The organism is Rhodococcus sp. H36-A4 (assembly GCF_027158005.1).
Classification (GTDB): Bacteria; Actinomycetota; Actinomycetes; order Mycobacteriales; family Mycobacteriaceae; genus Rhodococcoides.
Window position 1 is genome coordinate 170,750 of sequence record NZ_JAPVLQ010000006.1, and the last position, 26,342, is coordinate 197,091.

General features: G+C 61.8%; 23 protein-coding genes. 12 read left to right on the plus strand and 11 right to left on the minus strand.

What is annotated here, in order from left to right; all coding sequences use genetic code 11:
- Window positions 1–3: 3 nt before the first annotated feature.
- Both tal and tkt read right to left on the minus strand, forming a co-directional pair.
- Entirely contained in the window at window positions 4–1,128 is a 1,125-nt protein-coding gene (tal, locus tag O1W68_RS17445) for a transaldolase (protein WP_269305671.1), read from the minus strand.
- Between the two features lie 5 nt (window positions 1,129–1,133).
- Window positions 1,134–3,230 carry a transketolase gene (gene tkt / locus O1W68_RS17450; protein ID WP_269305673.1) on the minus strand — a complete coding sequence of 699 codons (2,097 nt, stop codon included), beginning with the start codon at window positions 3,228–3,230 and terminating at the stop codon, window positions 1,134–1,136.
- A 318-nt stretch (window positions 3,231–3,548) separates the two neighbouring features.
- On the opposite strand from tkt, the gene O1W68_RS17455 reads away from it, so the two are divergent.
- Both O1W68_RS17455 and O1W68_RS17460 read left to right on the plus strand, forming a co-directional pair.
- Window positions 3,549–4,571 (plus strand): heme o synthase, encoded by a 1,023-nt coding sequence (locus tag O1W68_RS17455; protein ID WP_269305674.1) that lies wholly within the window; start codon window positions 3,549–3,551, stop codon window positions 4,569–4,571.
- A 150-nt stretch (window positions 4,572–4,721) separates the two neighbouring features.
- On the plus strand, window positions 4,722–5,117 hold the full coding sequence (locus tag O1W68_RS17460) for a hypothetical protein (RefSeq protein WP_269305676.1): 396 nt from the start codon (window positions 4,722–4,724) through the stop codon (window positions 5,115–5,117).
- 96 nt (window positions 5,118–5,213) lie between these two features.
- On the opposite strand, the gene O1W68_RS17465 is transcribed toward O1W68_RS17460, so the two are convergent.
- The 4 genes from O1W68_RS17465 to mptB all read right to left on the minus strand — a co-directional run bounded on the left by O1W68_RS17465 (window position 5,214) and on the right by mptB (window position 9,691).
- Entirely contained in the window at window positions 5,214–6,218 is a 1,005-nt protein-coding gene (locus O1W68_RS17465; RefSeq protein WP_269305677.1) for a COX15/CtaA family protein, read from the minus strand.
- A gap of 79 nt (window positions 6,219–6,297) precedes the next feature.
- The gene (locus O1W68_RS17470) at window positions 6,298–7,098 is read right to left on the minus strand and encodes an ABC transporter permease (RefSeq protein WP_269305679.1); all 801 of its coding nucleotides are present in this window, start codon (window positions 7,096–7,098) and stop codon (window positions 6,298–6,300) included.
- Window positions 7,095–8,039 (minus strand): ABC transporter ATP-binding protein, encoded by a 945-nt coding sequence (locus tag O1W68_RS17475; RefSeq protein WP_269305681.1) that lies wholly within the window; start codon window positions 8,037–8,039, stop codon window positions 7,095–7,097. The genes O1W68_RS17470 and O1W68_RS17475 overlap by 4 nt, the downstream gene beginning before the upstream one ends.
- The gene (gene mptB / locus O1W68_RS17480) at window positions 8,036–9,691 is read right to left on the minus strand and encodes a polyprenol phosphomannose-dependent alpha 1,6 mannosyltransferase MptB (RefSeq protein ID WP_442972408.1); all 1,656 of its coding nucleotides are present in this window, start codon (window positions 9,689–9,691) and stop codon (window positions 8,036–8,038) included. The genes O1W68_RS17475 and mptB overlap by 4 nt, the downstream gene beginning before the upstream one ends.
- 282 nt (window positions 9,692–9,973) lie before the next feature.
- On the opposite strand from mptB, the gene O1W68_RS17485 reads away from it, so the two are divergent.
- Genes O1W68_RS17485 through O1W68_RS17515 form a run of 7 tightly spaced genes read left to right on the plus strand, consistent with a single transcriptional unit; the run spans window position 9,974 to window position 16,445 of the window.
- Window positions 9,974–10,750 (plus strand): helix-turn-helix transcriptional regulator, encoded by a 777-nt coding sequence (locus O1W68_RS17485; protein WP_269306066.1) that lies wholly within the window; start codon window positions 9,974–9,976, stop codon window positions 10,748–10,750.
- Window positions 10,747–12,210 carry a Fe-S cluster assembly protein SufB gene (gene sufB / locus O1W68_RS17490; RefSeq protein WP_088943144.1) on the plus strand — a complete coding sequence of 488 codons (1,464 nt, stop codon included), beginning with the start codon at window positions 10,747–10,749 and terminating at the stop codon, window positions 12,208–12,210. The genes O1W68_RS17485 and sufB overlap by 4 nt, the downstream gene beginning before the upstream one ends.
- On the plus strand, window positions 12,211–13,434 hold the full coding sequence (gene sufD / locus O1W68_RS17495) for a Fe-S cluster assembly protein SufD (protein WP_269305684.1): 1,224 nt from the start codon (window positions 12,211–12,213) through the stop codon (window positions 13,432–13,434).
- Between the two features lie 42 nt (window positions 13,435–13,476).
- Window positions 13,477–14,253 carry a Fe-S cluster assembly ATPase SufC gene (sufC, locus tag O1W68_RS17500; protein WP_269305686.1) on the plus strand — a complete coding sequence of 259 codons (777 nt, stop codon included), beginning with the start codon at window positions 13,477–13,479 and terminating at the stop codon, window positions 14,251–14,253.
- A gap of 2 nt (window positions 14,254–14,255) precedes the next feature.
- Entirely contained in the window at window positions 14,256–15,530 is a 1,275-nt protein-coding gene (locus O1W68_RS17505; protein WP_269305688.1) for a cysteine desulfurase, read from the plus strand.
- Between the two features lies 1 nt (window position 15,531).
- Window positions 15,532–16,008 carry a Fe-S cluster assembly sulfur transfer protein SufU gene (gene sufU / locus O1W68_RS17510; RefSeq protein WP_269305690.1) on the plus strand — a complete coding sequence of 159 codons (477 nt, stop codon included), beginning with the start codon at window positions 15,532–15,534 and terminating at the stop codon, window positions 16,006–16,008.
- Complete coding sequence (locus O1W68_RS17515) at window positions 16,005–16,445, plus strand: metal-sulfur cluster assembly factor (protein ID WP_269305692.1); 441 nt, start codon at window positions 16,005–16,007, stop codon at window positions 16,443–16,445. The genes sufU and O1W68_RS17515 overlap by 4 nt, the downstream gene beginning before the upstream one ends.
- Window positions 16,446–16,582: 137 nt before the next feature.
- Here O1W68_RS17515 and ku read toward each other — a convergent pair whose 3' ends face one another.
- From ku to O1W68_RS17530, 3 genes are read right to left on the minus strand one after another with little or no spacing between them, the layout of a single operon-like run.
- Complete coding sequence (ku, locus tag O1W68_RS17520; protein ID WP_269305693.1) at window positions 16,583–17,560, minus strand: non-homologous end joining protein Ku; 978 nt, start codon at window positions 17,558–17,560, stop codon at window positions 16,583–16,585.
- Between the two features lie 45 nt (window positions 17,561–17,605).
- The gene (locus tag O1W68_RS17525; protein ID WP_269305695.1) at window positions 17,606–18,772 is read right to left on the minus strand and encodes a lycopene cyclase family protein; all 1,167 of its coding nucleotides are present in this window, start codon (window positions 18,770–18,772) and stop codon (window positions 17,606–17,608) included.
- Window positions 18,769–19,560: an SDR family oxidoreductase gene (locus tag O1W68_RS17530; RefSeq protein ID WP_269305697.1), complete on the minus strand. Its 792-nt coding sequence runs from the start codon at window positions 19,558–19,560 to the stop codon at window positions 18,769–18,771. The genes O1W68_RS17525 and O1W68_RS17530 overlap by 4 nt, the downstream gene beginning before the upstream one ends.
- 207 nt (window positions 19,561–19,767) lie before the next feature.
- Here O1W68_RS17530 and O1W68_RS17535 point away from each other — a divergent pair, with 207 nt between their 5' ends.
- Both O1W68_RS17535 and O1W68_RS17540 read left to right on the plus strand, forming a co-directional pair.
- A complete protein-coding gene (locus O1W68_RS17535; RefSeq protein ID WP_269305699.1) occupies window positions 19,768–21,399 on the plus strand; it encodes an ABC-F family ATP-binding cassette domain-containing protein in 1,632 nt (543 codons plus the stop codon).
- 93 nt (window positions 21,400–21,492) lie between these two features.
- Entirely contained in the window at window positions 21,493–21,738 is a 246-nt protein-coding gene (locus O1W68_RS17540) for a helix-turn-helix domain-containing protein (protein WP_269305701.1), read from the plus strand.
- A 27-nt stretch (window positions 21,739–21,765) separates the two neighbouring features.
- Here O1W68_RS17540 and O1W68_RS17545 read toward each other — a convergent pair whose 3' ends face one another.
- On the minus strand, window positions 21,766–22,338 hold the full coding sequence (locus tag O1W68_RS17545) for a TetR/AcrR family transcriptional regulator (RefSeq protein WP_269305702.1): 573 nt from the start codon (window positions 22,336–22,338) through the stop codon (window positions 21,766–21,768).
- Window positions 22,339–22,495: 157 nt separating this feature from the next.
- Entirely contained in the window at window positions 22,496–25,306 is a 2,811-nt protein-coding gene (locus O1W68_RS17550; RefSeq protein ID WP_269305704.1) for an aconitate hydratase, read from the minus strand.
- Between the two features lie 350 nt (window positions 25,307–25,656).
- On the opposite strand from O1W68_RS17550, the gene O1W68_RS17555 reads away from it, so the two are divergent.
- Window positions 25,657–26,247 carry an Rv1476 family membrane protein gene (locus tag O1W68_RS17555; protein WP_269305706.1) on the plus strand — a complete coding sequence of 197 codons (591 nt, stop codon included), beginning with the start codon at window positions 25,657–25,659 and terminating at the stop codon, window positions 26,245–26,247.
- Window positions 26,248–26,342 lie beyond the last annotated feature (95 nt).

A 26,342-nucleotide genomic window follows, 5' to 3' on the forward strand; every position in this document is an offset into this window, starting at 1 on the left:
GTATCAGCTCTTCTGGCCCGCTTGGCGAAGCTGCTCACCGGTGGCTTCGAGCAGTTCGTTCCACGATGCCTCGAACTTTTCGACGCCTTCGTTCTCGAGGGTGAGGAACACGTCCGAGATATCGATCCCGATAGCGGAAAGCTTGTCGAACACTTCCTGGGATTCGGGGCCCTTACCGGAAATAGTGTCACCGGTGACCTCACCATGATCGGCGACCGCATCCATGGTCTTTTCCGGCATCGTGTTCACGGTGTTGGGCGAGACCAGATCGGTGACGTACAAGGTGTCCGGGTATGCCGGATTCTTGACCCCGGTCGACGCCCACAGTGGACGCTGCGGGCGAGCGCCGGACCCAACGAGATCGTGGAACCGTGAGCCCACCTCGAACGCCTGCTGATAGGCCACGTACGCGAGCCGCGCGTTCGCCAGCGCGGCCTTGCCCTGGAGGTCCTTCGCGGCTGGGGTGCCGATCTTGTCCAGGCGCGCATCGATCTCGGTGTCGACGCGCGAGACGAAGAACGACGCGACCGAGTGGATCTTCGACAGGTCGTGCCCTGCGGCGCGAGCAGCTTCGAGGCCTTCGAGGTATGCGCCGATGACCAGTTCGTAGCGTTCGACGGAGAAGATCAGCGTCACGTTGACGCTGATCCCCTCACCGATGACCTTGGCGATGGCGGGGATGCCTGCCTCGGTGGCGGGGATCTTGATCAGGACGTTCGGCCGGTCGACGATCTTCCACAGCTCGACCGCTTGAGCGATCGTCTTCCCGGTGTCGTGTGCCAGGCGTGGATCGACCTCGATGGAAACGCGTCCGTCGACTCCACCGGTCGCCTCGAAGACCGGTGTGAAGACGTCGCACGCGTTTCGTACGTCGTCTGTGGTGACTGTGCGGATGGTGGCGTCGACATCGGCACCACGCTCTGCCAGCTCGGTCACCTGAGCGTCGTAGGCGTTGCCCTTGCTGAGAGCTGCTTGGAAGATCGACGGATTGGTCGTCACGCCGACGACACTCTTGCTGTCGATCAGTTCCTGCAGGTTGCCCGAGGAGATACGGTCACGCGACAGGTCGTCGAGCCATACCGATACTCCAGCGGCTGAGAGAGCGGCGAGATTCTTGTTCTGGGTCATGTCTGTCATCCCTTCACGTTGGTGATCGAACGCTGCGCGGCGGCGGTGACGGCCTCGGCTGTGAATCCGTACTCGCGGAACAGTGTTTTGGCGTCCGCCGACTCGCCGTAGTGTTCGAGCGAAACGATCTCGCCGAACCCTCCGACGATCTTGTACCACGGCATTGCGATTCCGGCCTCGACCGAGACGCGGGCTTTGACCGTGGGTGGAATCACCTGGTCGCGGTAGTTCTGGTCCTGGCTTTCGAACCACTCAACACACGGCATCGATACGACGCGAGCGGCTATCGACTGCTCTGCGAGCAGCTTCTGCGCCTCTACCGCGTACTGGAGTTCCGAACCGGTACCGATGAGAATGACGTCGGGTGCGGTCGGGGAGTCCGACAGAATGTAACCGCCCTTGGACACACCCTCATAGCTGGTTCCTGCCAGGACCGGGATGCCCTGACGCGTCAGCGCCAGCCCGACCGGGCCACTGCTGCTCGACTTGGCCAGCACGGCCTGCCATGCGAAGGCTGTCTCGTTGGCATCGCCTGGGCGGACCACCGAGAGATTCGGAATTGCGCGCAATGCAGCGAGGTGCTCGACCGGTTGGTGGGTCGGGCCGTCCTCGCCGAGACCGATGGAGTCGTGTGTCCACACGTAGATGGGATCGATGTCCATCAGCGACGCCAACCGAACAGCGGGGCGCATGTAGTCACTGAACTGCATGAACGTGCCGCCGTAGGCGCGCGTTGGTCCGTGCATGACGATGCCGCTCAGAATGGCGCCCATTGCGTGCTCGCGGATGCCGAAGTGCAGGGTCCTGCCGTATGGCTCTGCATCCCAGTCGTCGGTGGAGATCGAGGTGGGGCCGAACGACTTGGCGCCCTTGATGGTGGTGTTGTTACTGCCCGCGAGGTCCGCCGATCCGCCCCACAGTTCCGGGAGAACGGGTCCTACCGCGTTGAGAACCTCGCCGGAGGCCGCTCGGGTGGCGATGGCCTTACTGCCGGGCTCCCAGGTCGGGAGGACATCGGTCCATCCTTCGGGGAGGGTCCCTTGGGTGAGACGGTCGAGCAACTTCTTGCGCTCGGGCTCACGCGCTGCCCAGGCGTCGAATTCGATGTTCCACTCTTCGTGCGCCTTGCGGCCGCGTTCCTGGAGGGTGCGTGTATGCGCGATGACCTCGTCGGTCACCTCGAACGTCTTCTCAGGGTCGAAACCGAGAGCCTTCTTGACCTTCACGATCTCTTCTTCGCCGAGCGCCGCACCGTGAACGGCGCCGGTGTTCATCATCGTCGGCGCGGGGAAGCCGATGATGGTGCGCAGAACGATGATCGACGGCTTGTCGGTCACCGCCTTGGCTGCCTCGATGGCTGCCTCTATGGCCGTGACGTTCTCGCCGCCCTCGACGACCTGGACGTGCCAGCCGTACGCCTCGTAGCGTGCTGCGGTGTCTTCCGACAATGCGATATCGGTCGAGTGCTCGATCGAAATCTTGTTGTCGTCGTAGAAGAGAATGAGGTTGCCGAGCTGCTGGGTGCCGGCAAGCGACGACGCCTCGGACGTGATTCCCTCTTCGATGTCGCCATCGGAAGCGATGACATAGATGAAGTGGTCGAACGGACTTGCGCCTAGGGCAGGCTCGGGATCGAACAATCCCCGCTCACGTCGTGACGCCATGGACATGCCGACAGCCGACGCCAGTCCCTGACCGAGTGGCCCAGTGGTGATTTCGACGCCGTCGGTGTGCCGGAACTCGGGGTGGCCCGGGGTCTTCGACCCGAATGTGCGTAGGGACTCGATGTCGATCAGTTCGAGGCCGAATCCGCCGAAGTAGAGCTGCAAGTACAGCGTCAGGCTCGAATGCCCGCAAGACAACACGAAGCGGTCGCGACCGATCCAGTGGGTGTCGGTCGGATCGTGGCGCATGGTCCGCTGGAACAGCGTGTACGCGAGTGGCGCGAGACTCATCGCCGTCCCGGGGTGACCGTTTCCGACCTTTTGAACCGCGTCTGCAGCGAGGACTCTGACGGTATCGACCGCCCTGGTGTCCAGGTCCGTCCAGTCGCTGGGGTGGTGCGCCGTGGTGAGGACGTCAATATCGTCTGTGGTCGACACGAGCAGAGATCTCCTGACATTCGTATTATTGAGGCCGACGTGCGTTCGATCTTCGTTTGATCGACATGCAGCCGACCACCAGCCTAGTTCCGAGGCAGCTCATTGTCGTGCCTTCCCCCCGTCGGGCTCCGCTGCACTCGCTGCCCGGGCAGTACTCGGTTGGCGGCAGGGGATATGTTTCTCACTTTGAGGGCCTGCGAATTGGAGCCGGGATGCTCGGCGTCTACCATCGCCTGTAGTAGTACGTAGGTAATCGCCGACCGCGATCACCGCGCGTACGCATGTTCATGTGTGTTCGAGCCTGTGCAAGGAGACGTAGTGCGAATTGGGCAGCAGTCCGGCGGCCACGGATTCGCAAGCGGTCCCAGCAATCCAGAGGACAACGACCTCGGTACCGACGCTGGAAGCGAAGCCGATCCGAGTCGTCCCACTTCGGCCCCCCGTCGGGCTTTGGCACTGGTCATGGCCTATGTCGCCCTGACCAAGCCGCGAGTGATCGAACTGCTGCTGGTGACGACGATTCCGGCGATGTTGCTTGCCGACCGTGGTCATGTTCAGCCCATGCTGATCCTCACCACGCTGTTCGGCGGAATGCTTGCGGCAGCCAGTGCGAACAGTCTGAACATGGTCGCTGATGCCGACATCGACAAGATCATGGCTCGCACTGCCAAGAGGCCTCTTGCTCGTGGAGCGATGCCGGTGTCGCACGCCTTCGTGTTCGGGGTCAGTCTCGGCGTCATTTCGTTCTTCTGGTTGTGGGTAACCACCAACCTGCTCAGCGGCATCCTTGCCGTCGTCACGATTTGTTTCTACATCTTCGTCTACACCCTGGTCCTCAAACGCCGGACGTCGCAGAATGTCGTGTGGGGCGGTGCCGCTGGTTGCATGCCCGTCATGATCGGCTGGTCGGCGGTCACCGGCACGATCGGCTGGCAGGCCGTGGTGATGTTCCTCGTCATCTTCCTGTGGACACCTCCGCACACGTGGGCTTTGATGCTCCGTTACAAGGAGGACTACCAGGCTGCGAACGTTCCGATGTTGCCGGCGGTGGCATCCGAACGAAAGGTGACGAAGCACATCGTTCTGTACGCCTGGGCAACTGTCGCTGCAACGTTGGCACTCACACCTGGATCGGGTGTGATCTATGCCGTGATCGCCGTGGCGGCCGGCGTTTGGTTCCTCACCGTGGCCCATCGCCTCTACTCAGGTGTCCGCGCGGGCACTCCGGTCAAGCCGATGAAGCTCTTCATCCTCTCGAACGAGTATCTGGCATTGGTTTTCTGTGGCTTGGCCGTGGACTCCGTGGTCGGCTGGGACACGCTCACTCAACTGTTGTCCTGAGTTCGACCCCCCTTGCGTCCTGGTGACGAACAGCTGCCGCGACAGGTTCGGGCGATCGGCTGCGCGGGATTCGATTGCCTGCAGCCGCGGGGTGGTATCCGGTGCCGACCTGTCTGTTCTATGCCTGTTACCCAGCGGTATTGTCGAACCATGGCAACCGATGCAAAGAACCCGTCCGTCGAGGATTCGACCACCGAGAACAAGTCCGGCCCGACAATCGATGTGCCTGCTGGTGCGTTGTCGGCCGTCCGATCCTTCGTCGGCGAACACGGCGGTTCGGGCAAAGTCGTCATTCAGCCGGTCGGACGGGCCGGAACACGTGTGACAATGGTCGGAGCTGATGGGATATTGGGTGATCAGGTAGTGGAAAGCCCGGCAGTCGCACGTGCGTTGGTCGAGGCCGCCGGCAACTTGACCGAGTCGGAGTGGGATCGCGAACTCGTCAGTTCGGTCAACCCCGCACAGGGTCATTACCGGAAGATGGCCGGATGGGTCGCACGTCAGACACGCTTTCCCAAGGCCAGAAACGCGTCGATGGAAAAATAGTTCGGAGGAAACGGAACCGTTCACCGATCGGGTGCGTCAAAGAAAGCAGGAGAGGTAGTCGGTCGTCTGAGGGGGAGTCCGACTATCTCTCCTCTTTTATTCGTTGGTAGCGGCTTCGGCTGCAGTCCGGGCGCCAGGTAGCTTGTCGCCGGACGCGTCATCGAGGGAGCTGCGGGTGCGACAGGCCGCCCAGACTGCGGCAGTTGCGGCCGTGCACGCACCTGCACCTGCCACATGGATTGCAACCAGGACGGCCGGCACGTCGGTGAAGTACTGGACGACTCCCACCAATGCCTGCGCCAGGACGATGCCGACCAGTACCTTCAACCGGAATTTGATTGTCAGCGGAGCCTTCACCGCATAAAGCGCAAAACCCAGCCCGACCAGAAGGGCCAAGTAGCCCACGAGCAGTTGAGCGTGCAGATGCACTAGCGTCACGATCTCGATTCCGAGGCGCGGCACAGGCTCGTCGATGCTTTTGTCGCCTGCGTGTGGGCCCGCGCCGGTCACCATTGTCCCGGCTATCAGGACACCTCCCAACACGATTGCGGACAAACCGGTCAGCAATCGCAGCGGTTCGGGAACGGTGGGGACAGAAGGTCCCGCAGGATCGGGATCGGCCACTTTGAAGTACAACAGCGTTGCGAGCCAGACCATGATCATGGACAGGACGAGGTGTACGGCAACCGTCCACCACAGCAGGCCGGTCAGTACCGTGAAGCCGCCGACCACTGCCTGTACGACGGTTCCGAGTGGCATAAGCCAGGCGAATAGAAGTACGTCCCGGCGCCGCCGGGCACGTGTGACCGCGAGAACTATCAGGGCTGCAACAAGTACGACGGCGAAGGTCAACAACCGGTTGCCGAACTCGACTGCCTGGTGCAGAACCGGAACTTCCGAGACGCCGACCGGCGTGAAACTGCCTGGGAAGCACTGCGGCCACGTCGGGCAACCGAGTCCCGACGCCGTCACCCGCACGATGGCCCCGGTGACGGCAATTCCGCCCTGAGTCAGAATCACGATGAATGCCACGATCTTCTGCACTCGTAGGGTAGGCACAGGCAGCAGGTCCACGACGCGGAGAAACGCTCGATACAGCACTCTGTGATGGTAAACGGCCGTCAACTACAGAGCGTCGTTGACCCCATGCTGTGTGCTCGGCGAGAGCCGGGGATACCCCTCACGTGAACTTGAAAGTGCGGACCGAGAGCCAAGCGCAGGCTGCAGCCCAGGCGGCGAGCACCGCAACGCCGAACCAATCCCACGATCCATCGACGGCTTGTCCCAATGCCTCGGCCAGCGCGCCCGACGGAACCAATCGGGCGATGGTGTGCAACACCGTCGGCATGTCTTCGGAGAGAACGACGAGGCTACCGATTCCGAGCATGATGAACCACAAGATGTTTGCCAATGCCAGGACTATCTCGGCTCGGAGTGTGCCTCCGAGCAGCAGTCCCATGGTGGCGAATGTCACCGTTCCCAATGCGATCACCACTGCTCCGAGCGCCAGCCCGACAGTGTCGGGACGCCAACCCAGCGCCACCGCGATCGTGCCGAGCACGACGGTTTGCAGGATTACCACCATCATTACTGCGATGCTCTTGCCGCCGATGATTCCCCACCGGGGTAGTGCCGTTGCTCCGAGGCGTTTGAGTGCGCCGTACCGGCGGTCGAAGCCGACTGCAATCGCTTGACCGGTGAAGGCAGTGGACATGATCGCCACCATCATCACGGCCGGGACGACCTGGTCCACCGGATGGTCGCCCATCGCCCCGAGGGGTAGCAGCGTGAGCCCGACCAAAAGGGTGATCGGGATGAACATCGTCAGGAGCAACTGCTCGCCGTTGCGAAGCAACAGTTTGAGTTCGAGGACCGACTGCGCTGTGAGCATCGCAACGGCTGTGTTGGGGGTCGGATTCGGAGTGAACAATCCGACATCGAATCGGTTGTCCGGACGACGGTCTTGACCGTTGATCGTCATCTTCTCAACTCTTTTCCTGTCAGCTCCAGAAAGACGTCTTCCAGACGGCGCTGGTCTACCTGAAGTTCGGTCGCCAATACATCCTGTCGAGCACACCAGGAGGTGACGATGACGAGGATTCCGGGCTCGATGACTCCCACGACGACATAGGAGCCCGGTCCTTCCTCATGAGGGCTGTACCCCCTCGGTAGTGCCTCGGCGAGCGATGTCAGATCGAGTCCAGCCGGCGCACTGAATCGCAGGCTCCCCTCCGCGCCCTGTTTGGTCAGCTCTGAAGCGGTACCGGAAGCGACGATCTTGCCGTGGTCGATGATCACCAGTTCGTCGGCGAGTTGCTCTGCTTCGTCCATCAGGTGGGTTGTGAGCAGAACGCTCACTCCGTCCCGACTCAGCGCGTCGATCAACTCCCACACGAGGAGTCGAGCCTGGGCATCGAGTCCTGCGGTCGGCTCGTCGAGAAACACGAGTTCGGGGCGGCCCACGATGGCGCAAGCGAGTGCCAGCCGTTGCTGTTGCCCCCCGGACAATCTTCGATACGGTGTCTTCACGGCGCGGTCGAGTCCCAGGCAGTCCAGAAGCCAGTCAGGGTCCAACGGGTTTGCGGAATACGAGGCAACCAGGCGGAGCATCTCGCCCGCTTTCGAGCCTGGATACGCACCGCCGCCCTGCAGCATGACCCCGATGCGTGGTCGCAGCTGTGCCGATTGCGCGATGGGGTCGAGGCCGAGAACCCGAACGGACCCGGATTCAGGGGTGACGAATCCCTCACACATCTCCACCGTCGTGGTCTTTCCCGCTCCGTTCGGGCCGAGGAGGGCTAGAACTTGACCCCTCTCGACAGTGATGTCGAGTCCGTCGACGGCTGCGATACCGCCGTACGTCTTTCGTACACCGGTGAGCTGCACGGCAGGATGCGTCGAACTCGACTCGCTAACGATCATGAGGATCCAGCGTATGCCCCGGCGGCGGTGGTGTTTGCCGACGGCCCGAGGTTCGACCGCCAAGGCAGTCGATTGCGGGTGATGAAGAACATGAGACCGACAGTCAGAATCATCATGACGGCGGCCTGAACGATTTGAAACGGCAAATACTCGCTCCCGTTGGGCATCAAGATGACACTGACGATGGAGGAAAACACGATTGCCGGAACGCGGAAAGCCGGGCGGGTCGCCCAGGCGGCCAGGGGTATCACTGCCCACAGCAAATACCACGGCTGGACGACCGGGAACAGCAGAACGAGAGCGCCGAGTGCGACACCGAGTGCGCCCACCGGATGCAACCGCCCCTTCAGTACGGCTACGAGCATGCGAAGAGCAACGAAGGCGGCAACGGCCGCTGCGATCGGTCGAGTGAGGCCGAGCACCGCAGTGGTGTGGTCACCGAGTCCGAGCAATACACCGACAAACCCGGTTCCGATTCCCAGAATTGTGGGAATGGACATCCAACTCCTCACGACACTGGCAGTGTCCAGGGTGTTGATCCAGCCGAAGCCCAGGCCGCTACCCAGGCTGACTCCGACATGCACCACGACGGTGACAAGCCCAAGGATTGCCGCTGCACTCAGTACGGCTCGGACGGTCCCGCCCCATCTTCGGGCCAATGCCATCCCGACGAAACCGAGCGCGAGCAAGGACGGAATTTTCACGGTAGACGAAAGCGCAATCAATGCAGAACCGGAGAGCAGGAGAAGGAAAGACGGCGCGCGAATCGGAGAACTGGACTCGACGGCACGTAGTGCGATCTCCAGCCCGGCAAGCATGAGACCGATCATCAGCGCTTCGTTGTGTATGCCCGCGACCAGGTGGAAGAGGAGGAGTGGGTTGGCCGCACCGAGCCACAATGCACTGACCGCCGCGACGCCGCATCGACGCGCCAACCGGGGGAGTGCCCACACGATCATCGCGACACCTGCGAGGGCCAGAAGACGGTGCAGGAAGATCCCGGCAACGATGTTCTCACCGGTCAACCACGTGATGCCGCGACCCATCCACAAGAACAGCGGACCGTAAGGCGCGGGGGTTTCACGCCAAATGTTCGGCACGGTCCGGGTGAGGACGTTGTCGACGCCGAGGGCCCCAGCAGGCCCGATCTCGTACGGGTCGAGACCCCGTGCGGTGATCTCGCTCTGTGCCAAGTAGGAGTAGACGTCTTTGCTGAACATCGGTGGTGCCACGCACAGTGGCAAGATCCACAGCAGCAGCGTTCGGTCCAACTGTGATCTGCTCAGCCTTCTCGGAACAGTTCCATCACGTAGACGCCCGACCGCGAATCGCCCGAGGAGGAGCCAGGCGAGGACGACCATGACGGTGCCCGTCATGGTGATGGTCAGCGCGGAGCTGGCCATGCGGGAGGGAAGACTCAGAATGCGAACACCGACGACCGGGTTCTGCAAAACAGGTTGGGCGCCTGCCCCGAGCGCACCGATCGCCATCAGAATCGAACCCACTGCGCCGAAGCGCCGGACTCCGCGGAGCTGTGCCGTCTCGGTCTTGTTCAGGCCCGGCGCCTCGGCCTCGTCGCCGTGTAAGGCAGCGACGGTCGGTGTGGGTCGATCGGTATCGAGGCCGACCAGCTTGCGAAGTGGGGTGACGATGCGAAGTTGCACGCCGGATTTTTCGGCGGTTTGCTTCTCGGCTGGGGTCGTCGACACGAATGGCAGCGTATCTGTGACGCTGCACAGCCCGTCGATCGCAGTGCATCCGGGAGAGATTCGGCAGCAGATGAAGACCGCGCCAGTATTCCCTGGTACCGACTCTGGTGAAGTAGGGCACCCTTGGTGGACCATACCGGCTAATTCCGTCACACTGGTGTTGTGAAATCATCAGCGAGTACCACGCATGGGGGAGAACGCGCACGTCGCGGCACCACCTCCACGGTGACGGGTTCAGCTGTTGTCGGTCACGAAGGCCAGACGCGGGGAGCTGTTGTCACCCTACTTCTCGAAGAGGGCCCGATCAGCGCCTCCGATATCGGTACCCGTCTGGGCCTCAGTGCTGCCGGGGTCAGACGACATCTCGAAGCACTCATCGACAACGGTGAGGCGCGAATAACGTCCTCTACCGTCGTTACTCAACGAGGCCGCGGAAGACCGGCCAAGCATTTCCAGTTGACTGCAGTCGGTCGCAGCAGGCTTGGACACACCTACGACGATCTTGCAGGCGCAGCAATGCGTCAGTTACGCAAGATCGGCGGGGACCGTGCGATCGAGGCCTTCGCACGCCAGCGCGTCGAAGCCATCGTGGCCGATGTCGAGCCAGCGGTGGGAAGTCGACCTGTGGACGTGGAAGAAGCAGCGGATCGGATCGCCGACGCGTTCACTGCTGCAGGATTTGCCGCCACGACCCGTCAGGTAGGCAACGGCGTGCAGATCTGTCAACACCACTGCCCCGTCTCGCATGTGGCCTCCGAGTTTCCTGAGCTGTGCGACGCCGAACGGCAAGCCTTCTCCGATCTGCTCGGAACTCACGTGCAACGACTGGCGACCATCGCGAACGGCGACTGCGCCTGCACTACGCATGTTCCGTTCACCGGTCGGAACCGCCCCGAGATTTCGAAAAAGTCGAATTCCATGCCCCACCCCGCCTCATCCATAACTTCCGGTGCTCAGCCCAGTACCGGAGATCGCACAAGCCCCCGGAAGGAGCTCGCATGACCGTCACACCAGACCAGGTGACACCCGTTGCGCCGCTGACCCCCGCTGCTCCTCTTACTCAGGACGAGACGATTGCGTCGCTGGGTACTTACGGTTTCGGTTGGTCGGACTCCGACGTCGCCGGAGCCAGCGCCAAGCGTGGACTCTCCGAGTTGGTGGTGCGTGACATCTCGGCGAAGAAGAGCGAGCCCGAATGGATGCTGGAGTCGCGGCTGAAGGCACTGAAGACGTTCGACCGCAAGCCCATGCCCAACTGGGGTGCGGACCTCGAAGGTATCCACTTCGACAACATCAAGTACTTCGTTCGCTCCAGCGAGAAGCAGGCTGCGACCTGGGAAGATCTTCCCGAGGACATCAAGAACACCTACGACAAGCTAGGTATCCCTGAGGCCGAGAAGCAGCGTCTCGTATCCGGCGTTGCCGCGCAGTACGAGTCCGAGGTCGTCTATCACTCGATCCGCGAGGACCTGGAAGCGCAAGGGGTGCTCTTTCTCGACACCGATACCGCGCTCAAGGAACAGCCCGAACTCTTTCGCGAGTACTTCGGCACGGTCATCCCTGCAGGGGACAACAAGTTCTCCGCGCTGAACGCCGCGGTCTGGTCGGGTGGATCCTTCATCTATATCCCGCCAGGCGTCCATGTCGACATCCCGCTGCAGGCCTACTTCCGGATCAACACCGAGAACATGGGGCAGTTCGAGCGCACTCTGATCATCGTCGACGAGGGTGCCTACGTGCACTACGTCGAGGGCTGCACCGCACCCATCTACAAGTCGGACTCGTTGCACTCGGCCGTCGTGGAGATCATCGTCAAGAAGGGTGGTCGTTGCCGTTACACGACGATCCAGAACTGGTCCAACAATGTCTACAACCTGGTGACCAAGCGTGCGAAGGCAGAAGCAGGCGCCACGATGGAGTGGGTCGACGGCAACATCGGCTCCAAGGTCACCATGAAGTACCCCGCTGTATGGATGACGGGTGAGTACGCCAAGGGTGAGGTCCTGTCCGTGGCGTTCGCCGGCCCCGACCAGCACCAGGACACGGGCTCGAAGATGCTGCACCTCGCGCCGCACACGTCATCGAACATCGTGAGCAAGTCCGTAGCTCGCGGTGGAGGACGGACTTCGTACCGAGGATTGGTCAAGATCAACAAGGGAGCCTATGGGTCCCGCTCGACCGTCAAGTGCGATGCACTTCTCGTCGACAATATCTCGCGCTCGGATACATATCCCTATGTCGACATCCGCGAAGACGACGTGTCCATGGGCCACGAGGCGACAGTCTCGAAGGTCAGTGACGACCAACTGTTCTACCTGATGAGCCGTGGCCTCACCGAGGACGAAGCGATGGCGATGGTGGTGCGCGGATTCGTCGAACCGATCGCGCGTGAGCTTCCGATGGAATATGCACTCGAACTGAACCGGCTCATCGAGCTTCAGATGGAAGGGTCGGTCGGTTAAGTGACCAATTCGAATACAGAACAGTCGCTCACAGGAGTTCAGGGCGCCGTAGCGTCGGAGAATCCAGCGGCCGAGGACAAGTCGGCCATCGTTGCGAACAAGGGTGCTCAGTTCACCTCGTACGATGTCAACGCCTTCGAGGTCCCCTCCAGCCGTGACGAGCTGTGGAGATTTACGCCGATTCGTCGACTCAAGGGGCTGCACGACGGTTCCGCGGTGGCCACCGCCGGGTCCGACGTTCTCGTCCAGGCACCCGAGGGTGTGACAGTGGAGACGGTCGGCCGTGACGATGCACGTATCGGTGTCGCCGGCGTTCCCGCGGATCGCATTGCTGCGCAAGCGTATTCGGCATTCACCGAGGCTACGATCGTCTCGGTGGCGTCCGAGAACGAGGTCGTCGAGCCTGTGCAGATCACAGTCACCGGGCCTGGCATCGATGCTGTCTCATACGGTCACCTGCAGATTCGCCTGGACAAGTTCGCCAAGGCGACCGTGGTGATCGACCAGGTCGGATCGGGCACCTACGCGGAGAATATCGAGTTCGTCATCGGCGACGGAGCCAACCTCTCGGTCGTACTGATCCAGGAATGGGAGTCCGACGCAGTGCACGTCGGAGCTCACCACGCTCGGCTCGGCCGCGACGCGACACTGAGGCACTTCAACGTCAGTCTCGGTGGCGATCTGGTTCGCATCAGCCCGACCGTGCATTATGACGCTCCCGGCGGCGATGCAAACCTCCTCGGCGTCTACTTCGCCGATGCGGGTCAGCATCTGGAGCAGCGTTTGCTCGTCGATCATTCGGCGCCGCATTGCAAGTCGAATGTCATGTACAAGGGTGCCCTGCAGGGCGAGGTCGGTGTCGGTAAGCACGATGCCCACACCGTATGGATCGGCGACGTTCTGATCCGGGCTGAAGCAGAGGGAACCGAAACCTTCGAATTGAACCGCAACCTGGTTCTGACAGACGGCGCACGCGCCGATTCGGTACCGAATCTCGAAATCGAAACCGGCGAGATCGTCGGTGCAGGCCACGCCAGTGCGACCGGCAGGTTCGACGACGAACAGCTTTTCTACCTCCGGTCCAGAGGAATCTCCGAAGAAGTGGCTCGACGACTCGTCGTGCGCGGCTTCTTCCACGAAGTCATCGACAAGATTCCGGTCCCCGCGGTTCGTGAGCGACTCGATGCCGCGATCGAGGCCGAACTGGCCCTCGTCGGCTCGTAAATTCCGGCTCCCGTAGTTATCGACATTCGTAAGGAAAATTTCATGTCCACGCTCGAAATCCGCGACCTGCACGTCAGCGTCGCAAACTCCGACACAACCGCTGAGCCCATCAACATCCTCAAGGGTGTGAACCTGACCGTGAAGTCCGGTGAAACACACGCGATCATGGGCCCCAACGGATCCGGTAAATCGACGTTGTCCTACGCCATCGCCGGTCACCCGAAGTACGCAGTGACCTCGGGCACCATCACGCTCGACGGCGAAGATGTGCTCGCGATGACTGTCGACGAGCGGGCTCGCGCAGGTTTGTTTCTCGCGATGCAGTACCCGGTCGAGGTTCCCGGAGTGTCGATGTCGAACTTCCTCCGCACTGCAGCGACGGCTGTCCGCGGTGAGGCTCCGAAGCTTCGGCACTGGGTCAAGGAAGCCAAGACGGCCCTGTCCGAACTCGAAATCGATGCGGCTTTTCTCGAGCGGAACGTCAACGAAGGCTTCTCCGGTGGTGAGAAGAAGCGCCACGAGATCCTGCAGCTCGGAATGCTGAAGCCCAAGATCGCCATCCTCGACGAGACCGACTCCGGTCTCGACGTCGATGCGCTCCGAGTCGTTTCGGAGGGTGTCAACAAGTACAAGGAACGCGAGAACGGCGGCGTTCTGTTGATCACGCACTACACGCGGATTCTCCGCTACATCAAGCCCGACTTCGTTCACGTGTTCGTCGATGGCGAGATCGTGAAGTCCGGTGGAGCAGAGTTGGCAGACGAGCTCGAGGCCGATGGCTACACCGACTTCACTCAGCCTGCGACCACAGGAGCGTAAGTATGGCTGCACCAGCAGCTCTGTCGAACAGCACATTGGATGTCAGCTCGATCCGTGCCGATTTCCCGATCCTTTCGCGTACGGTTCGCGACGGTAAGCCGTTGGTGTACTTGGACTCGGGTGCTACATCTCAGCGCCCGGTCCAGGTTCTGGACGCAGAACGTGAGTTTCTGCTGACGTGCAACGCCGCGGTTCATCGTGGCGCACATCAGCTCGCCGAAGAAGCGACCGACGCGTACGAGGGCGCCCGCGCCGCCATCGCGTCGTTCGTCGGTGCGGACGCCGGTGAACTCGTGTTCACCAAGAACGCCACCGAGGCGCTCAATCTCGTCACCTATGTTCTCGGAGACGATCGATTCGATCGCCACGTCGGACCTGGCGACGAGATCGTGATCACGGAACTCGAGCATCACGCCAACCTGGTGCCGTGGCAGGAATTAGCCAGACGAACCGGTGCCACGCTGCGATGGTTCGGCGTGACCGACGAGGGACGGATCGATCTCGATTCTCTGAAGCTCACCGATGCGGTCAAGGTTGTCTCGTTCACTCATCAGTCGAACGTGACGGGCGCGGTGTCACCTGTTGCCGAGCTCGTTCGACGGGCTCGTGAGGTCGGGGCGCTCGTCGTGCTCGACGCATGCCAGTCCGTGCCGCATATGAGCGTGGACTTTCATGCACTCGATGTCGACTACGCGGCGTTCTCGGGGCACAAGATGCTGGCGCCGTCGGGCGTCGGCGTTTTGTACGGCAAAGCAGAACTCCTCGACGCGATGCCGCCATTCGTGACAGGCGGTTCGATGATCGAGACAGTGACAATGGAGAAGACCACTTACGCGCCGCCGCCTCAGCGGTTCGAAGCGGGCGTACCGATGGCTTCTCAGGTGGTCGGACTCGGCGCAGCGGTCGCTTATCTCGGGTCGATCGGTATGGACGCAATTGCGGCGCACGAGCACACCCTCGTCGGAGCGACACTCGACATGCTTGCAAATATCGAGGGTGTTCGAGTGATCGGACCGACCGAGAACATCGATCGAGGGTCAGCGGTGTCGTTCGTCGTCGACGGCGTCCACGCACACGATCTCGGTCAGATTCTCGATGATGACGGTGTTGCTATCCGCGTCGGGCACCACTGCGCGTGGCCTTTGCACCGCCGTTTCGGTGTCGCAGCCACTGCGAGAGCGTCGTTTGCTCTGTACAACACGTTCGATGAAGTAGATGCGCTGGGTTCGGCGATCGAGCACGCCCAGAAGTTCTTCGGGACCAGAGGTGCTGCCTGACATGCGCATGGAGCAGATGTACCAAGAGGTCATTCTCGACCACTACAAACACCCGCACGGGCGCGGTCTTCGCGAGCCGTTCGGAGCCGAGGTCCACCACGTCAACCCGACTTGCGGTGACGAGGTGACGTTGCGGGTGAACATCGACGATGGTGGAACCGTCACCGACGTGTCCTACGACGGGCAGGGCTGTTCGATCAGTCAGGCTGCGACTTCGGTCCTCACGGATCAGGTCATCGGACTACCCGTCGAGCAAGCGATGAGAGTCGTGGATGCCTTCAGTGAAATGGTCGGCAGCAGAGGTACCGTAGATGGTGACGAGGATGTCATCGGCGATGGAATCGCGTTCGTTGGAGTGTCCAAATATCCCGCCCGCGTCAAGTGTGCGCTGCTCGGATGGATGGCCTTCAAGGATGCGGTTGTTCGAATAGTAGAAGAGACTCCCGCAGCACCCGCACGATCCGGAGGACAGGTATGACCCAGACACAGACAACCGATTCGCAGAACGGTGCCACTGCTGCGCCCGAGACCGACTCGGCCGGCTCGGCTCCGGCCGACTCGTCGTCTACGGCGGTGCCTGCATCGCTCACCCCGGATGAGATCAAGGTTCTCGAAGACCTCGAAGAGGCAATGCGCGATGTGGTCGACCCCGAGCTCGGGATCAACGTCGTCGACCTCGGCCTGGTGTACGACATCAATATCGACGCCGACGACATCGTCACGGTCGATATGACGCTGACTTCGGCTGCGTGCCCGCTGACAGACGTCATCGAAGATCAGGCGCGTGGCGCGCTTGTGCGAAGTGGTCTGTGCGCCGACCTGAAGATCAATTGGGTGTGGATGCCGCCTTGGGGACCGGACAAGATCACCGACGACGGACGTGAGCAGCTCAGGGCTCTCGGCTTTACCGTGTGATCTCGCCTCGTGAGGGCTAATTACGCGTAGGTTCACCAGTACGCTCGGTATGTCCTGGACGTTCTGGTGAACCGAATTTTGCTCGAAGGCGTCCTAGCTTGAACGAACCTGCAGGTTTTTGGTCGATGCAGGTTCGGTTATGCGCCTTTTCTAGCCGGCGCCGACTTTTCGGCAGCGGGTCGCTTTGACGGCGCAGTGTTTTTGGCGGGTGCTTTCTTTGCGGCCGCCTTCTTCTGCGGAGTTTTCTCCTCCGACGCACTCTTGTTCTCCGACGCACCCTTGTTCGCGGCCGTCTTGGTCTTGGAAGACGAGTGTGCGGTCTTGGCGCTCTTGCCCGCGGCTTCGACGCTGCGTTGGAGGGCAGCCACCAGGTCGACGACCTCGGCGTCTTCGCCGTCGCTGGTTGTCTCGCCCTCGGGACGGACGACCTTCTCTCCACCGTTCTCGATCGTGTCGTCGATCAGCTTACGTAGTTCGATCTGGTAGTCGTCCGTGTACTCCGTGGGATCGAAATCTGACGACATACTCTCCACCAGTGAGGTGGCCATCTTGACTTCCTGAGGCCTTGCTTCGGGTGCATCGTCCAGCGAGGGGAATTCCGCGGCCCGCACCTCGTCCGGCCACAGCAATGTCTGGATCACAAGAGTATTCTCGCGAACCCGCAAGGCGGCCAGTCGCGTCTTCTGCCGCAAGGTGAAATGCACCAGCGCGGTACGTTCCGTATCCAGGAGTGTCTGTCGCAACAGCACATATGCCTTCGGCGACGAAGAGTCGGGTTCGAGGAAATAGCTCTTGTCGTACAGGATGGGATCGATTTGTTCGGTAGGGACGAATTCCAGGACCGGGATCTCGTGTTTTTCGGCGGCGGGGAGCTTGTCGAAATCTTCGTCGGTCAGGATGACGCGTTCACCGTCGGGTGAGTCGTACGCCTTGTCGATGTCGGCGAACTGCACCGATTTGCCGCATTCGGAGCAGACACGATCGTATTTGATCCGACCGCCGTCTTTCGCGTGTACCTGGTGGAACCGGATGTCGTGTGTCTCCGTCGCGGAGTACACCTTGACAGGCACGTTGACGAGCCCGAAGGCGATAGATCCCTTCCATATGGAACGCATGAGGTTCATGATTCACGAGGCACGGGTGTCGTGTCGAGGGTTTCGTTATCGAGACGACGAGTGATGGCCGTTTCCCCGCCGCGGATTGACTACCGTTCGCGCTATCGCCATGCGAGCTCGAGGTGGCAGCGTCGGGAACATTCGCATCATTGCGTTCATCGTTGCGAGTGGATCCGTTCGGTTGGACAGGTAGGCAGTCTGCTGGGCGACCGGAAGCTCGAAGAAGCTGGCGAAGAAGTGGGGGATCAGCTCGGGTTCGAGTTCGAGCGCGGTACGTAGCCCGAGGTTGCGTAGACGTTGGACCGCCCAAACCGACAGGGGGCGAACAGAATTTCCGGTGCGAAGTGTCGCGACTACGGTGTCGGCTGTGGCCAGTGATGCTGCGACGCTGTAGCCGGTGGCGGGGTGCATGAGACTGGATCGTGCGCCGAACCGCACAGCCCCGCGTTCACCTCGCAGGTGCCCTGGCGGTTGTACCGGAAACCGGACGCGTTCGATCGGCTCGGTCCCCGTCGGGCGGGCGCCGCGGTTGTGTAATCGTTTCGCGAGGCGATCTCGTAGGACATCGAGACCCAGTGGCGGACTCCCCACAAGACAGGTCTCTTCGAGCAGGATTCGATCGTCGTCGAGCGGGACCGCATACAGAAAGCTCGGTACCTCCTCAGGTGAGGTGCCATTGTCGTATCGCCAGTCCATGAACCAAGCACTGGTGTCCTCCAGGAGCGAAACGCCCGCCGAGCGATCGACGACGATGCCGTATGCCGTCTGTTCGGCGAGACCTAGCACGCCGGCGGATCCGCGCGCGTCGACAATCGTGCGTCCGGTGACCGTTCTCCCGTCGGCGAGACGCACGGCGTCCTTGGTCACCGATGTGGCTGTTCCTCGGAGCACACGTGTGGATCCTTCGCTGAGCACCTGTTGCAGCGCAGCGGTGTCGAGTACGCAATACCTCCGATCGATCGTGTGACGTCGTACCGTCCACGCCGCCGGCCGAGCGATGGTCGACGCGACGGCTGCGGCGGGGAGCCAGTGGGGGAGCTCGTCCGACCAGGCCGAATATGTCGGGGTCCAGCGCCTGTTGGGGTGAGGATCGATGGCTACGACGTCGACCCCGGCGGCGGACGCTCGATGTGAGAGGGCGCGACCCGCCGGGCCCAGCCCGACCACGACGAGGTCCGCCGCAACGTCTTGGGACAGCGTTGAATCGTTCACAGTCCGCCGGTGGCCAGCAATCCGCCATCCACCCGGACGGTTTCGCCGGTGATCCAGGACGATGCGTCGGATACGAGGAATCCCACGAGACTTGCGACGTCTTCCGGAGATCCGAGCCGCTTCATCGGATATGCCGCGGCAGCGTGCTCCTCACCTCCAGCCACCAGCGCCTCGGCAAACTTCGTCTTGACCACGCCCGGTGCGACTGCGTTCACTCGTATCGATGGTCCCAGCTGCCACGCGAGTTCTTCGGTCAAGCGGATCAGGGCCGCTTTGGAAGCGCCGTACGCAGCGATCACACCCGTGGAGCGCAGGCCTGCGACGCTCGCGACGTTCACTACGGCACCACCGTGCGCGCCCATCCAGGCTCGGTAGGCCTCCTGGATGTACCCCAATGTGGCGACGACATTGGTGTCGAAGATCTTCTTGACACCGTCGAGATCGGCGTCCATCAGCGAACCGTAGACAGGATTGATGCCGGTGTTGTTGATCAGGATGTCGAGCGAACCGAATACCTCGATCGTCTTGTCCACCGAGTCGCGACGGGAGCCCGCATCACCGGCATTGCCTGCAATTGCCAGGACCCTGTCGGTCCCGTTTCCGGTGGCTTCGCCGAGTTGGCGGGCCGCCTCGGCCAGCGGTTCCGGTTTACGAGCGGTGATCGTCACACGTGCGCCTCGAGCAAGCAGCTCGGCGGCGATTGCCTTGCCGATTCCTCGGCTGGCACCGGTGACGAGAGCCACTCGGCCTGTCAGATCCTGCTCTTGGGCTGTTTTTGCGGCGGTCATGAATCAAGACGTTACCGGTGTCACTGCTCGGACGGTCGGTAGCACGGCCCCCGAGGGGTTAAAATGGGAGGTTCATGGGCCATGAGTGGTTTCAGGGCCAGGCCCAGCGCACCTTCGACGAGTCATCGTTCGCTACCGCCTGCGACTCGACCGCTCGTGAAAACGGCCAGACGCCGAACTTCGCCCGCTATAGCTAGGAGCACCCGCGTGATTACCGCCACCGACTTGGAAGTTCGTGCCGGTGTCCGCACGTTGCTCTCGACGCAAGGACCAGCACTCCGCGTACAAGGTGGAGACCGTATCGGGTTGGTCGGCCGTAACGGAGCGGGCAAGACCACGACGCTGAGAATTCTTGCGGGTGAGGGCGAACCCTACGCGGGCACCGTTGTGCGTACGGGCGATCTCGGATACTTGCCACAGGACCCGAAAGAGGGCGACCTCGATGTGCTTGCCCGGGATCGAGTTCTCTCCGCGCGTGGACTCGACACCTTGTTGCATCGCATGGAGAAGCAGCAGGCGTTGATGGCCGAGGTCGCCGACGAGGCGCTTCTGGACAAGGCGGTCCGCAAGTACGGCGAGCTCGAGGAGCGATTCGCATCGCTGGGCGGTTACGAAGCAGAGAGCGAAGCAGCGCGAATCTGCAACAGCCTGGGACTTGCCGATCGCATTCTCGCCCAAGCACTGCGCACGCTGTCCGGCGGCCAACGTCGGCGCGTGGAACTTGCGCGCATTCTGTTCGCGGCCTCCGACGGGAGCGGCGGACGGTCCGACACGACACTACTGCTCGACGAACCCACCAACCACCTCGACGCCGACTCCATCACCTGGCTCCGTGGGTTCCTGCAGAATCACGATGGCGGGTTGATCGTGATCAGCCACGACGTCGACCTTCTGAGTGACGTAGTCAACCGCGTGTGGTTCCTCGATGCGGTGCGCGGCGAAGCCGATGTCTACAACATGAACTGGAAAAAGTACATCGATGCTCGGGCAACCGACGAGCAGCGCAGGCGGCGTGAGCGTGCCAATGCGGAGAAGAAGGCAGGCGCGTTGCGCGTGCAGGCCGCGAAGATGGGCGCGAAAGCAACCAAAGCTGTTGCCGCGCAGAACATGGCAAAGCGTGCCGACAAGCTCATGGCCAACCTCGACGCCGAGCGAGTCTCGGACAAAGTTGCGCACATCCGCTTCCCTGAACCTGCACCCTGCGGCAAGACCCCCCTCATGGCGAAGAACCTCACCAAGATGTACGGGTCGCTGGAAATCTTCGCCGGAGTCGATCTGGCCATCGACCGCGGCAGCCGCGTCGTAGTACTCGGACTCAACGGTGCGGGTAAGACGACCTTGCTTCGGATTCTTGCGGGTACCGAAAAGTCCGACGCCGGTGAGATCCTCGCCGGCCACGGACTCCGCGTCGGATACTTCGCACAGGAACACGACACACTCGACGATCGCGCGTCGGTGTGGGAGAACATTCGCCATGCGGCACCGGACACAGGGGAGCAGGAGTTGCGCTCGCTGCTGGGGGCGTTCATGTTTACCGGACCGCAGCTGGAGCAGCCGGCGGGCACGCTGTCGGGCGGTGAGAAGACCAGACTTGCACTTGCCGGACTTGTGTCCTCTGCAGCCAACGTCCTGCTTCTCGACGAGCCGACGAACAACCTCGACCCGATTTCACGTGAACAGGTGCTCGATGCTCTCCGTAGTTACAAGGGAGCCGTCGTGTTGGTCACTCACGACCCTGGTGCGGCCGAAGCTCTGTCACCCGAGCGGGTCATTCTGCTGCCCGACGGCAACGAGGACCACTGGTCGCAGGACTACCTTGAACTGATTCAGCTGGCCTGATCGGCGATTTTCTCGTGGTCGAAGTGTGATGTCCTCTACCCTGGTTGTGCGGGGGTGTTCGGTGAGTGAAGTGTCGCTGACTGGAGGAACGCCATGCCACCACTACCGGCCCGAGGATCCGTCACCGAGTCCGAGGGCCCGCCTATCGGTAAAGGCGCACGGATTACCGGCGAATCGCGCGATCGGCTCCGAGCGTCACTGCAGGAGCAGTACTCCGCAGGGGCCAGCATTCGCAGTCTGGCCCACGATCTCGGCAGATCCTACGGATTCGTGCACAAGATACTGGCCGAATCGGGTGTCGCGTTACGTTCGAGGGGCGGCCCTAATCGGCAGAAGTGACATCGCGCCGAATAGCTGTACAGGGGGCTAAGTGCTGTCGGGCCTGCGAACCGATGCTTCGACAAGGTCCAGTACCGCCGAGAGATTTGGTCCTCCCTGACCGGAGGCGATGCGAGCGACAAGACCGTCGAGCACGAGATCGAGATAGTCGTGCATCACATCCTTCGGAACGTCCTCACGCAGTTTGCCCGCCGTTTTCTGACGTTCCAGACGGGCAAGGGTTGCATCGGTGAGTTCCGAGGATTTCTCCGCCCAGCTCTTCCTGAATTCCGGATCGGTGCGTAAGCGCCGCGCTATTTCCAGCCGAGTACCGAGCCACTCGAACCGATCGGGTTGCTCGAGAATGTCCCGCATGACCTGAACCAGGCCTTGACGAGCAGCCACTTCTGCCATTCGTCGAGCATCTTCCTGCGCGAGCGCGAGAAACAACCCGTCCTTGTCCTTGAAGTGGTGAAAGATCGCACCTCTGGACAGACCAGTCGTCTCCTCGAGGCGGCGGACCGTCGCACCCTCGTAGCCGAATTCACCGAAGCAACGTCGTGCGCCGTCGAGGATCTCGCTACGTCGTGCTGCCAAATGGTCCTCACTGACCTTCGGCACACTGCCTCCTTCATAGGCTGATACGTGGTCCCGCCTTCAGCGCAGAACGCGCACGCCCACTGTCTGTTCGAGCCTGAACCGGGCTCGAAGTGGTCGTGCGCGTTCTGAGTCTCACTGGTCGAGTTCACTCACCAGGGCCGAGCTTGAAAAGAAGTGCCTAGCCTCGGATCATATTGCGGAGGACGTACTGCAAGATGCCGCCGTTGCGGTAGTAGTCCGCCTCGCCGGGGGTGTCGATGCGCACCACGGCGTCGAATTCGACCTTCGTGCCGTCGGTCTTCGTCGCCGTGACTGCCATCGTCTTGGGTGTGACACCCTCGTTCAGCTTCTCGACGCCGACGATATCGAATGTCTCGGTGCCGTCGAGCTTCAGCGATGCAGCGCTCTCGCCAACCGGGAACTGAAGCGGAACAACGCCCATCCCGATGAGGTTGGAGCGGTGGATACGCTCGAAGGACTCAGTGATGACGGCCTTGACGCCGAGCAGGCTGGTTCCCTTGGCAGCCCAGTCACGTGAAGAGCCGCTACCGTACTCCTTACCACCGAGGACCACGAGCGGAATGCCGGCGGCCTGGTAGTTCTGCGAAGCATCGTAGATGAAGGCCTGCGGTCCATCTTCCAGGGTGAAGTCACGGGTGTAACCGCCCGAGACGTCATCGAGGAGCTGGTTCTTCAGGCGGATGTTAGCGAACGTTCCACGAATCATGACCTCGTGGTTGCCGCGGCGCGAACCGAGCGAGTTGTAGTCCTTGCGCTCGACTCCATGCGAGTCCAGGTACTGGGCAGCAGGCGTTCCGGCCTTGATCGGGCCGGCTGGGCTGATGTGGTCGGTGGTGACCGAATCTCCCAGCAGTGCAAGGACGCGAGCGCCCTTGATGTCCTTGACCGGCTCCGGGTCCATTGTCATGCCGTCGAAGTACGGGGGCTTGCGCACATAGGTGGACTTCTCGTCCCACGCGAACGTGTCACCCTCGGGGGTCGAAAGGTTTTGCCAGCGGCTGTCCCCGTCGAAAATCGTCTTGTACGACTTGCGGAACATGTCCTGGCTGATGGACGACTTGATCGTGTCGTCGATCTCCTGTGCGGACGGCCAGATGTCCTTCAAGTAGACGGGCTTGCCGTCGTGGTCGTCTCCGAGAGAGTCGGTCTCGAAGTCGAAGTCCATCGTGCCGGCGAGACCGTATGCGATGACGAGTGGGGGCGAAGCCAGGTAGTTCATCTTGACGTCGGGGGAGATCCGACCCTCGAAGTTTCGGTTACCGGAGAGCACTGCAGTGACCGAAAGGTCGTTGTCGTTGATCGCTTTCGAGATCGGTTCGGCGAGAGGACCGGTGTTGCCGATGCAGGTGGTGCATCCGTAGCCACCGAGGTAGTAGCCGAGCTTCTCGAGGTACGGCCACAGACCGGCCTTCTCGTAGTAGTCGGTGACTACCTGCGAGCCGGGCGCCATGTTGGTCTTGACCCACGGCTTGGTGGTCAAGCCCTTGTCGACGGCGTTGCGCGCGAGCAGTGCAGCGCCGAGCATGACCGACGGGTTCGAGGTGTTGGTGCAGGAGGTGATGCCTGCGACGACGACCGCGCCGTGGTCGAGGACGAACTCGGCGCCCTCTTCGGACTTGACGGTGATCGGCTTGCTCGGGCGACCGTCGGAACCGTACGCGGCGGACTGGACGGCGACGGCGTCGTCCTCGGTGAACGACAGTGAAGCGGGGTCGCTCGCGGGGAACGACTCGTTGAGTGCCTCGTCGAGCTTGCTGTCACCCTCGTGTGCGGGGTGGCTCTCATCGACGTAGTTGTGGATGTCCCTGCGGAACGCAGGCTTGGACTCCGACAACAGAATTCGGTCCTGCGGGCGCTTCGGTCCGGCAATGGACGGAACGACGGTGTTGAGGTCGAGCTCGATGTACTCGGAGTACACGGGCTCGTTCTCCGGGTCGTGCCACATGCCCTGTTCCCTGGCATACGCCTCGACAAGCGCCAGCTGCTCGTCGCTGCGGCCGGTCAGGCGCAGGTAGTTGATGGTCTCTTCGTCGATCGGGAAAATTGCCGCGGTGGAACCGAACTCGGGGCTCATGTTGCCCAGCGTTGCTCGGTTGGCCAGAGGTACCTCTGCGACGCCCTTGCCGTAGAACTCCACGAACTTGCCGACGACGCCGTGTTTACGGAGCATTTCGGTCGCGGTGAGAACGACGTCGGTCGCGGTCACGCCGGGCTGAATCTCCCCGGAGAGCTTGAAGCCGACGACGCGGGGGATGAGCATCGAGACCGGCTGGCCGAGCATTGCTGCTTCGGCTTCGATCCCGCCGACGCCCCAACCCAACACGCCCAGGCCGTTGACCATCGTGGTGTGTGAATCGGTACCGACGCACGTATCGGGATACGCCTGGCCGTTGCGGGTCATGACGGTCGGTGCCAGGTACTCGATGTTGACCTGGTGCACGATACCCATGCCGGGGGGTACGACCTTGAAGTCGTCGAACGCGCCCTGTCCCCAACGAAGGAACTGGTAGCGCTCGCCGTTGCGCTCGTACTCGAGGTCCACGTTGCGCTCGAGGGCATCGGCGCGGCCGAACACGTCGAGAATCACCGAGTGGTCGATGACCATGTCGGCAGGAGAGAGCGGGTTGACCTTGCTCGGGTCGCCGCCCAGTGTGGTCACGGCTTCGCGCATGGTGGCCAGGTCGACGATGCAGGGCACGCCGGTGAAGTCCTGCATGATGACTCGAGCTGGGGTGAATTGAATTTCGATGCTCGGGTCCGCGGACGGATCCCACGAAGCGATCGAACGAATATGGTCGGCGGTGATGTTGGCACCGTCCTCGGTGCGAAGGAGGTTCTCCGCGAGGACCTTCAGTGCGTATGGCAACTTTTCGGCACCGGGCAAGGCCGACAGACGGAAGATCTCGTAGGAGTTCTTTCCGACCTCGAGGGTGCCCTTTGCACCGAATGAGTTATTACTAGCGGTCACTTCAGCTCCACTCGTCTATGAGGCACACCGCCGACGGGGCTGTGTCGACGGTTGAAGCGAGACCTTCTACGCGACCGAGCGGTGCGCCGAACGCCTCGTTGTAAGTCTAACAGTACGCTTGTCCTGTGAAACCCTGAGGGCAGGCCTGATGGTGTGTCGGCGAGCCCTACACCGACAATCCTCACGCAGTGGCACTACCTTCGCAATGCAGGGCAACCTCACTACCGGCCATGCCGCCAGTGTCCAATGCGATCCTGCGAGGAGTCGGTGACGTAAGGTTCGGACGGGCCGCTCGTACTGTTCGGTAACGACCGCCACCCACCGACTCCGCTATTGCGACTGGACGAGAGATGCCTGATCCGATTCTTGCTTTTGTTCCGCTGGCCGCCGAAGTCCCACCCGGCACGGACATCGATTCGGTCGTGGCCGACGTCGCCGAGTCCGGGGTCAGTGCGCCTCCTGCACTTCGGAGCGATCTGCAGGTCGTAGTTCAGCGTGCAGAGGAGCATGGAGTCGATCTCGGGATCGTGGTGATGGAAAAGGACCCCATTCACGATTCTCAGTTACGTGATCTTGCGACAGCGGTCGGTACCCAGGACGGCGGCACCGTCCTCGTCTTGAGCCCAGGTCAGGTGGGGTCTTTCAGTGACACTGTCAGCCGAGTGACGCTCGAAGCTGGGCAAGATCGCACCTACACGGGCAATCCTGTCGTCGGAGCCGACAACTTCGTCGACACGCTGGTCGGCCCGCAGACTCCGTGGGGTTTGATCACGGGTCTGATCCTTGTTCTCGTCACGGCGGTGGCAGCAGCAACTGCAATGGCGAAAATCCGGCGCCACAAGGCGCGGGCTGTCTCGACTTCAGAGCTTCGCGAAACGGAGCGGCCCACGCCGGCATCCGAACCGAGCAACTCTTCTGGCGAGTCTGCCACCGAACGCTGAAAATCGACTCTGCCGGATACCGCAGGACCGTACGCCCCGACTTCTGGTCGGGGCGTTCGTCATCTGTTGGAAAAAGTCGAAAAAACTGTTTCGCG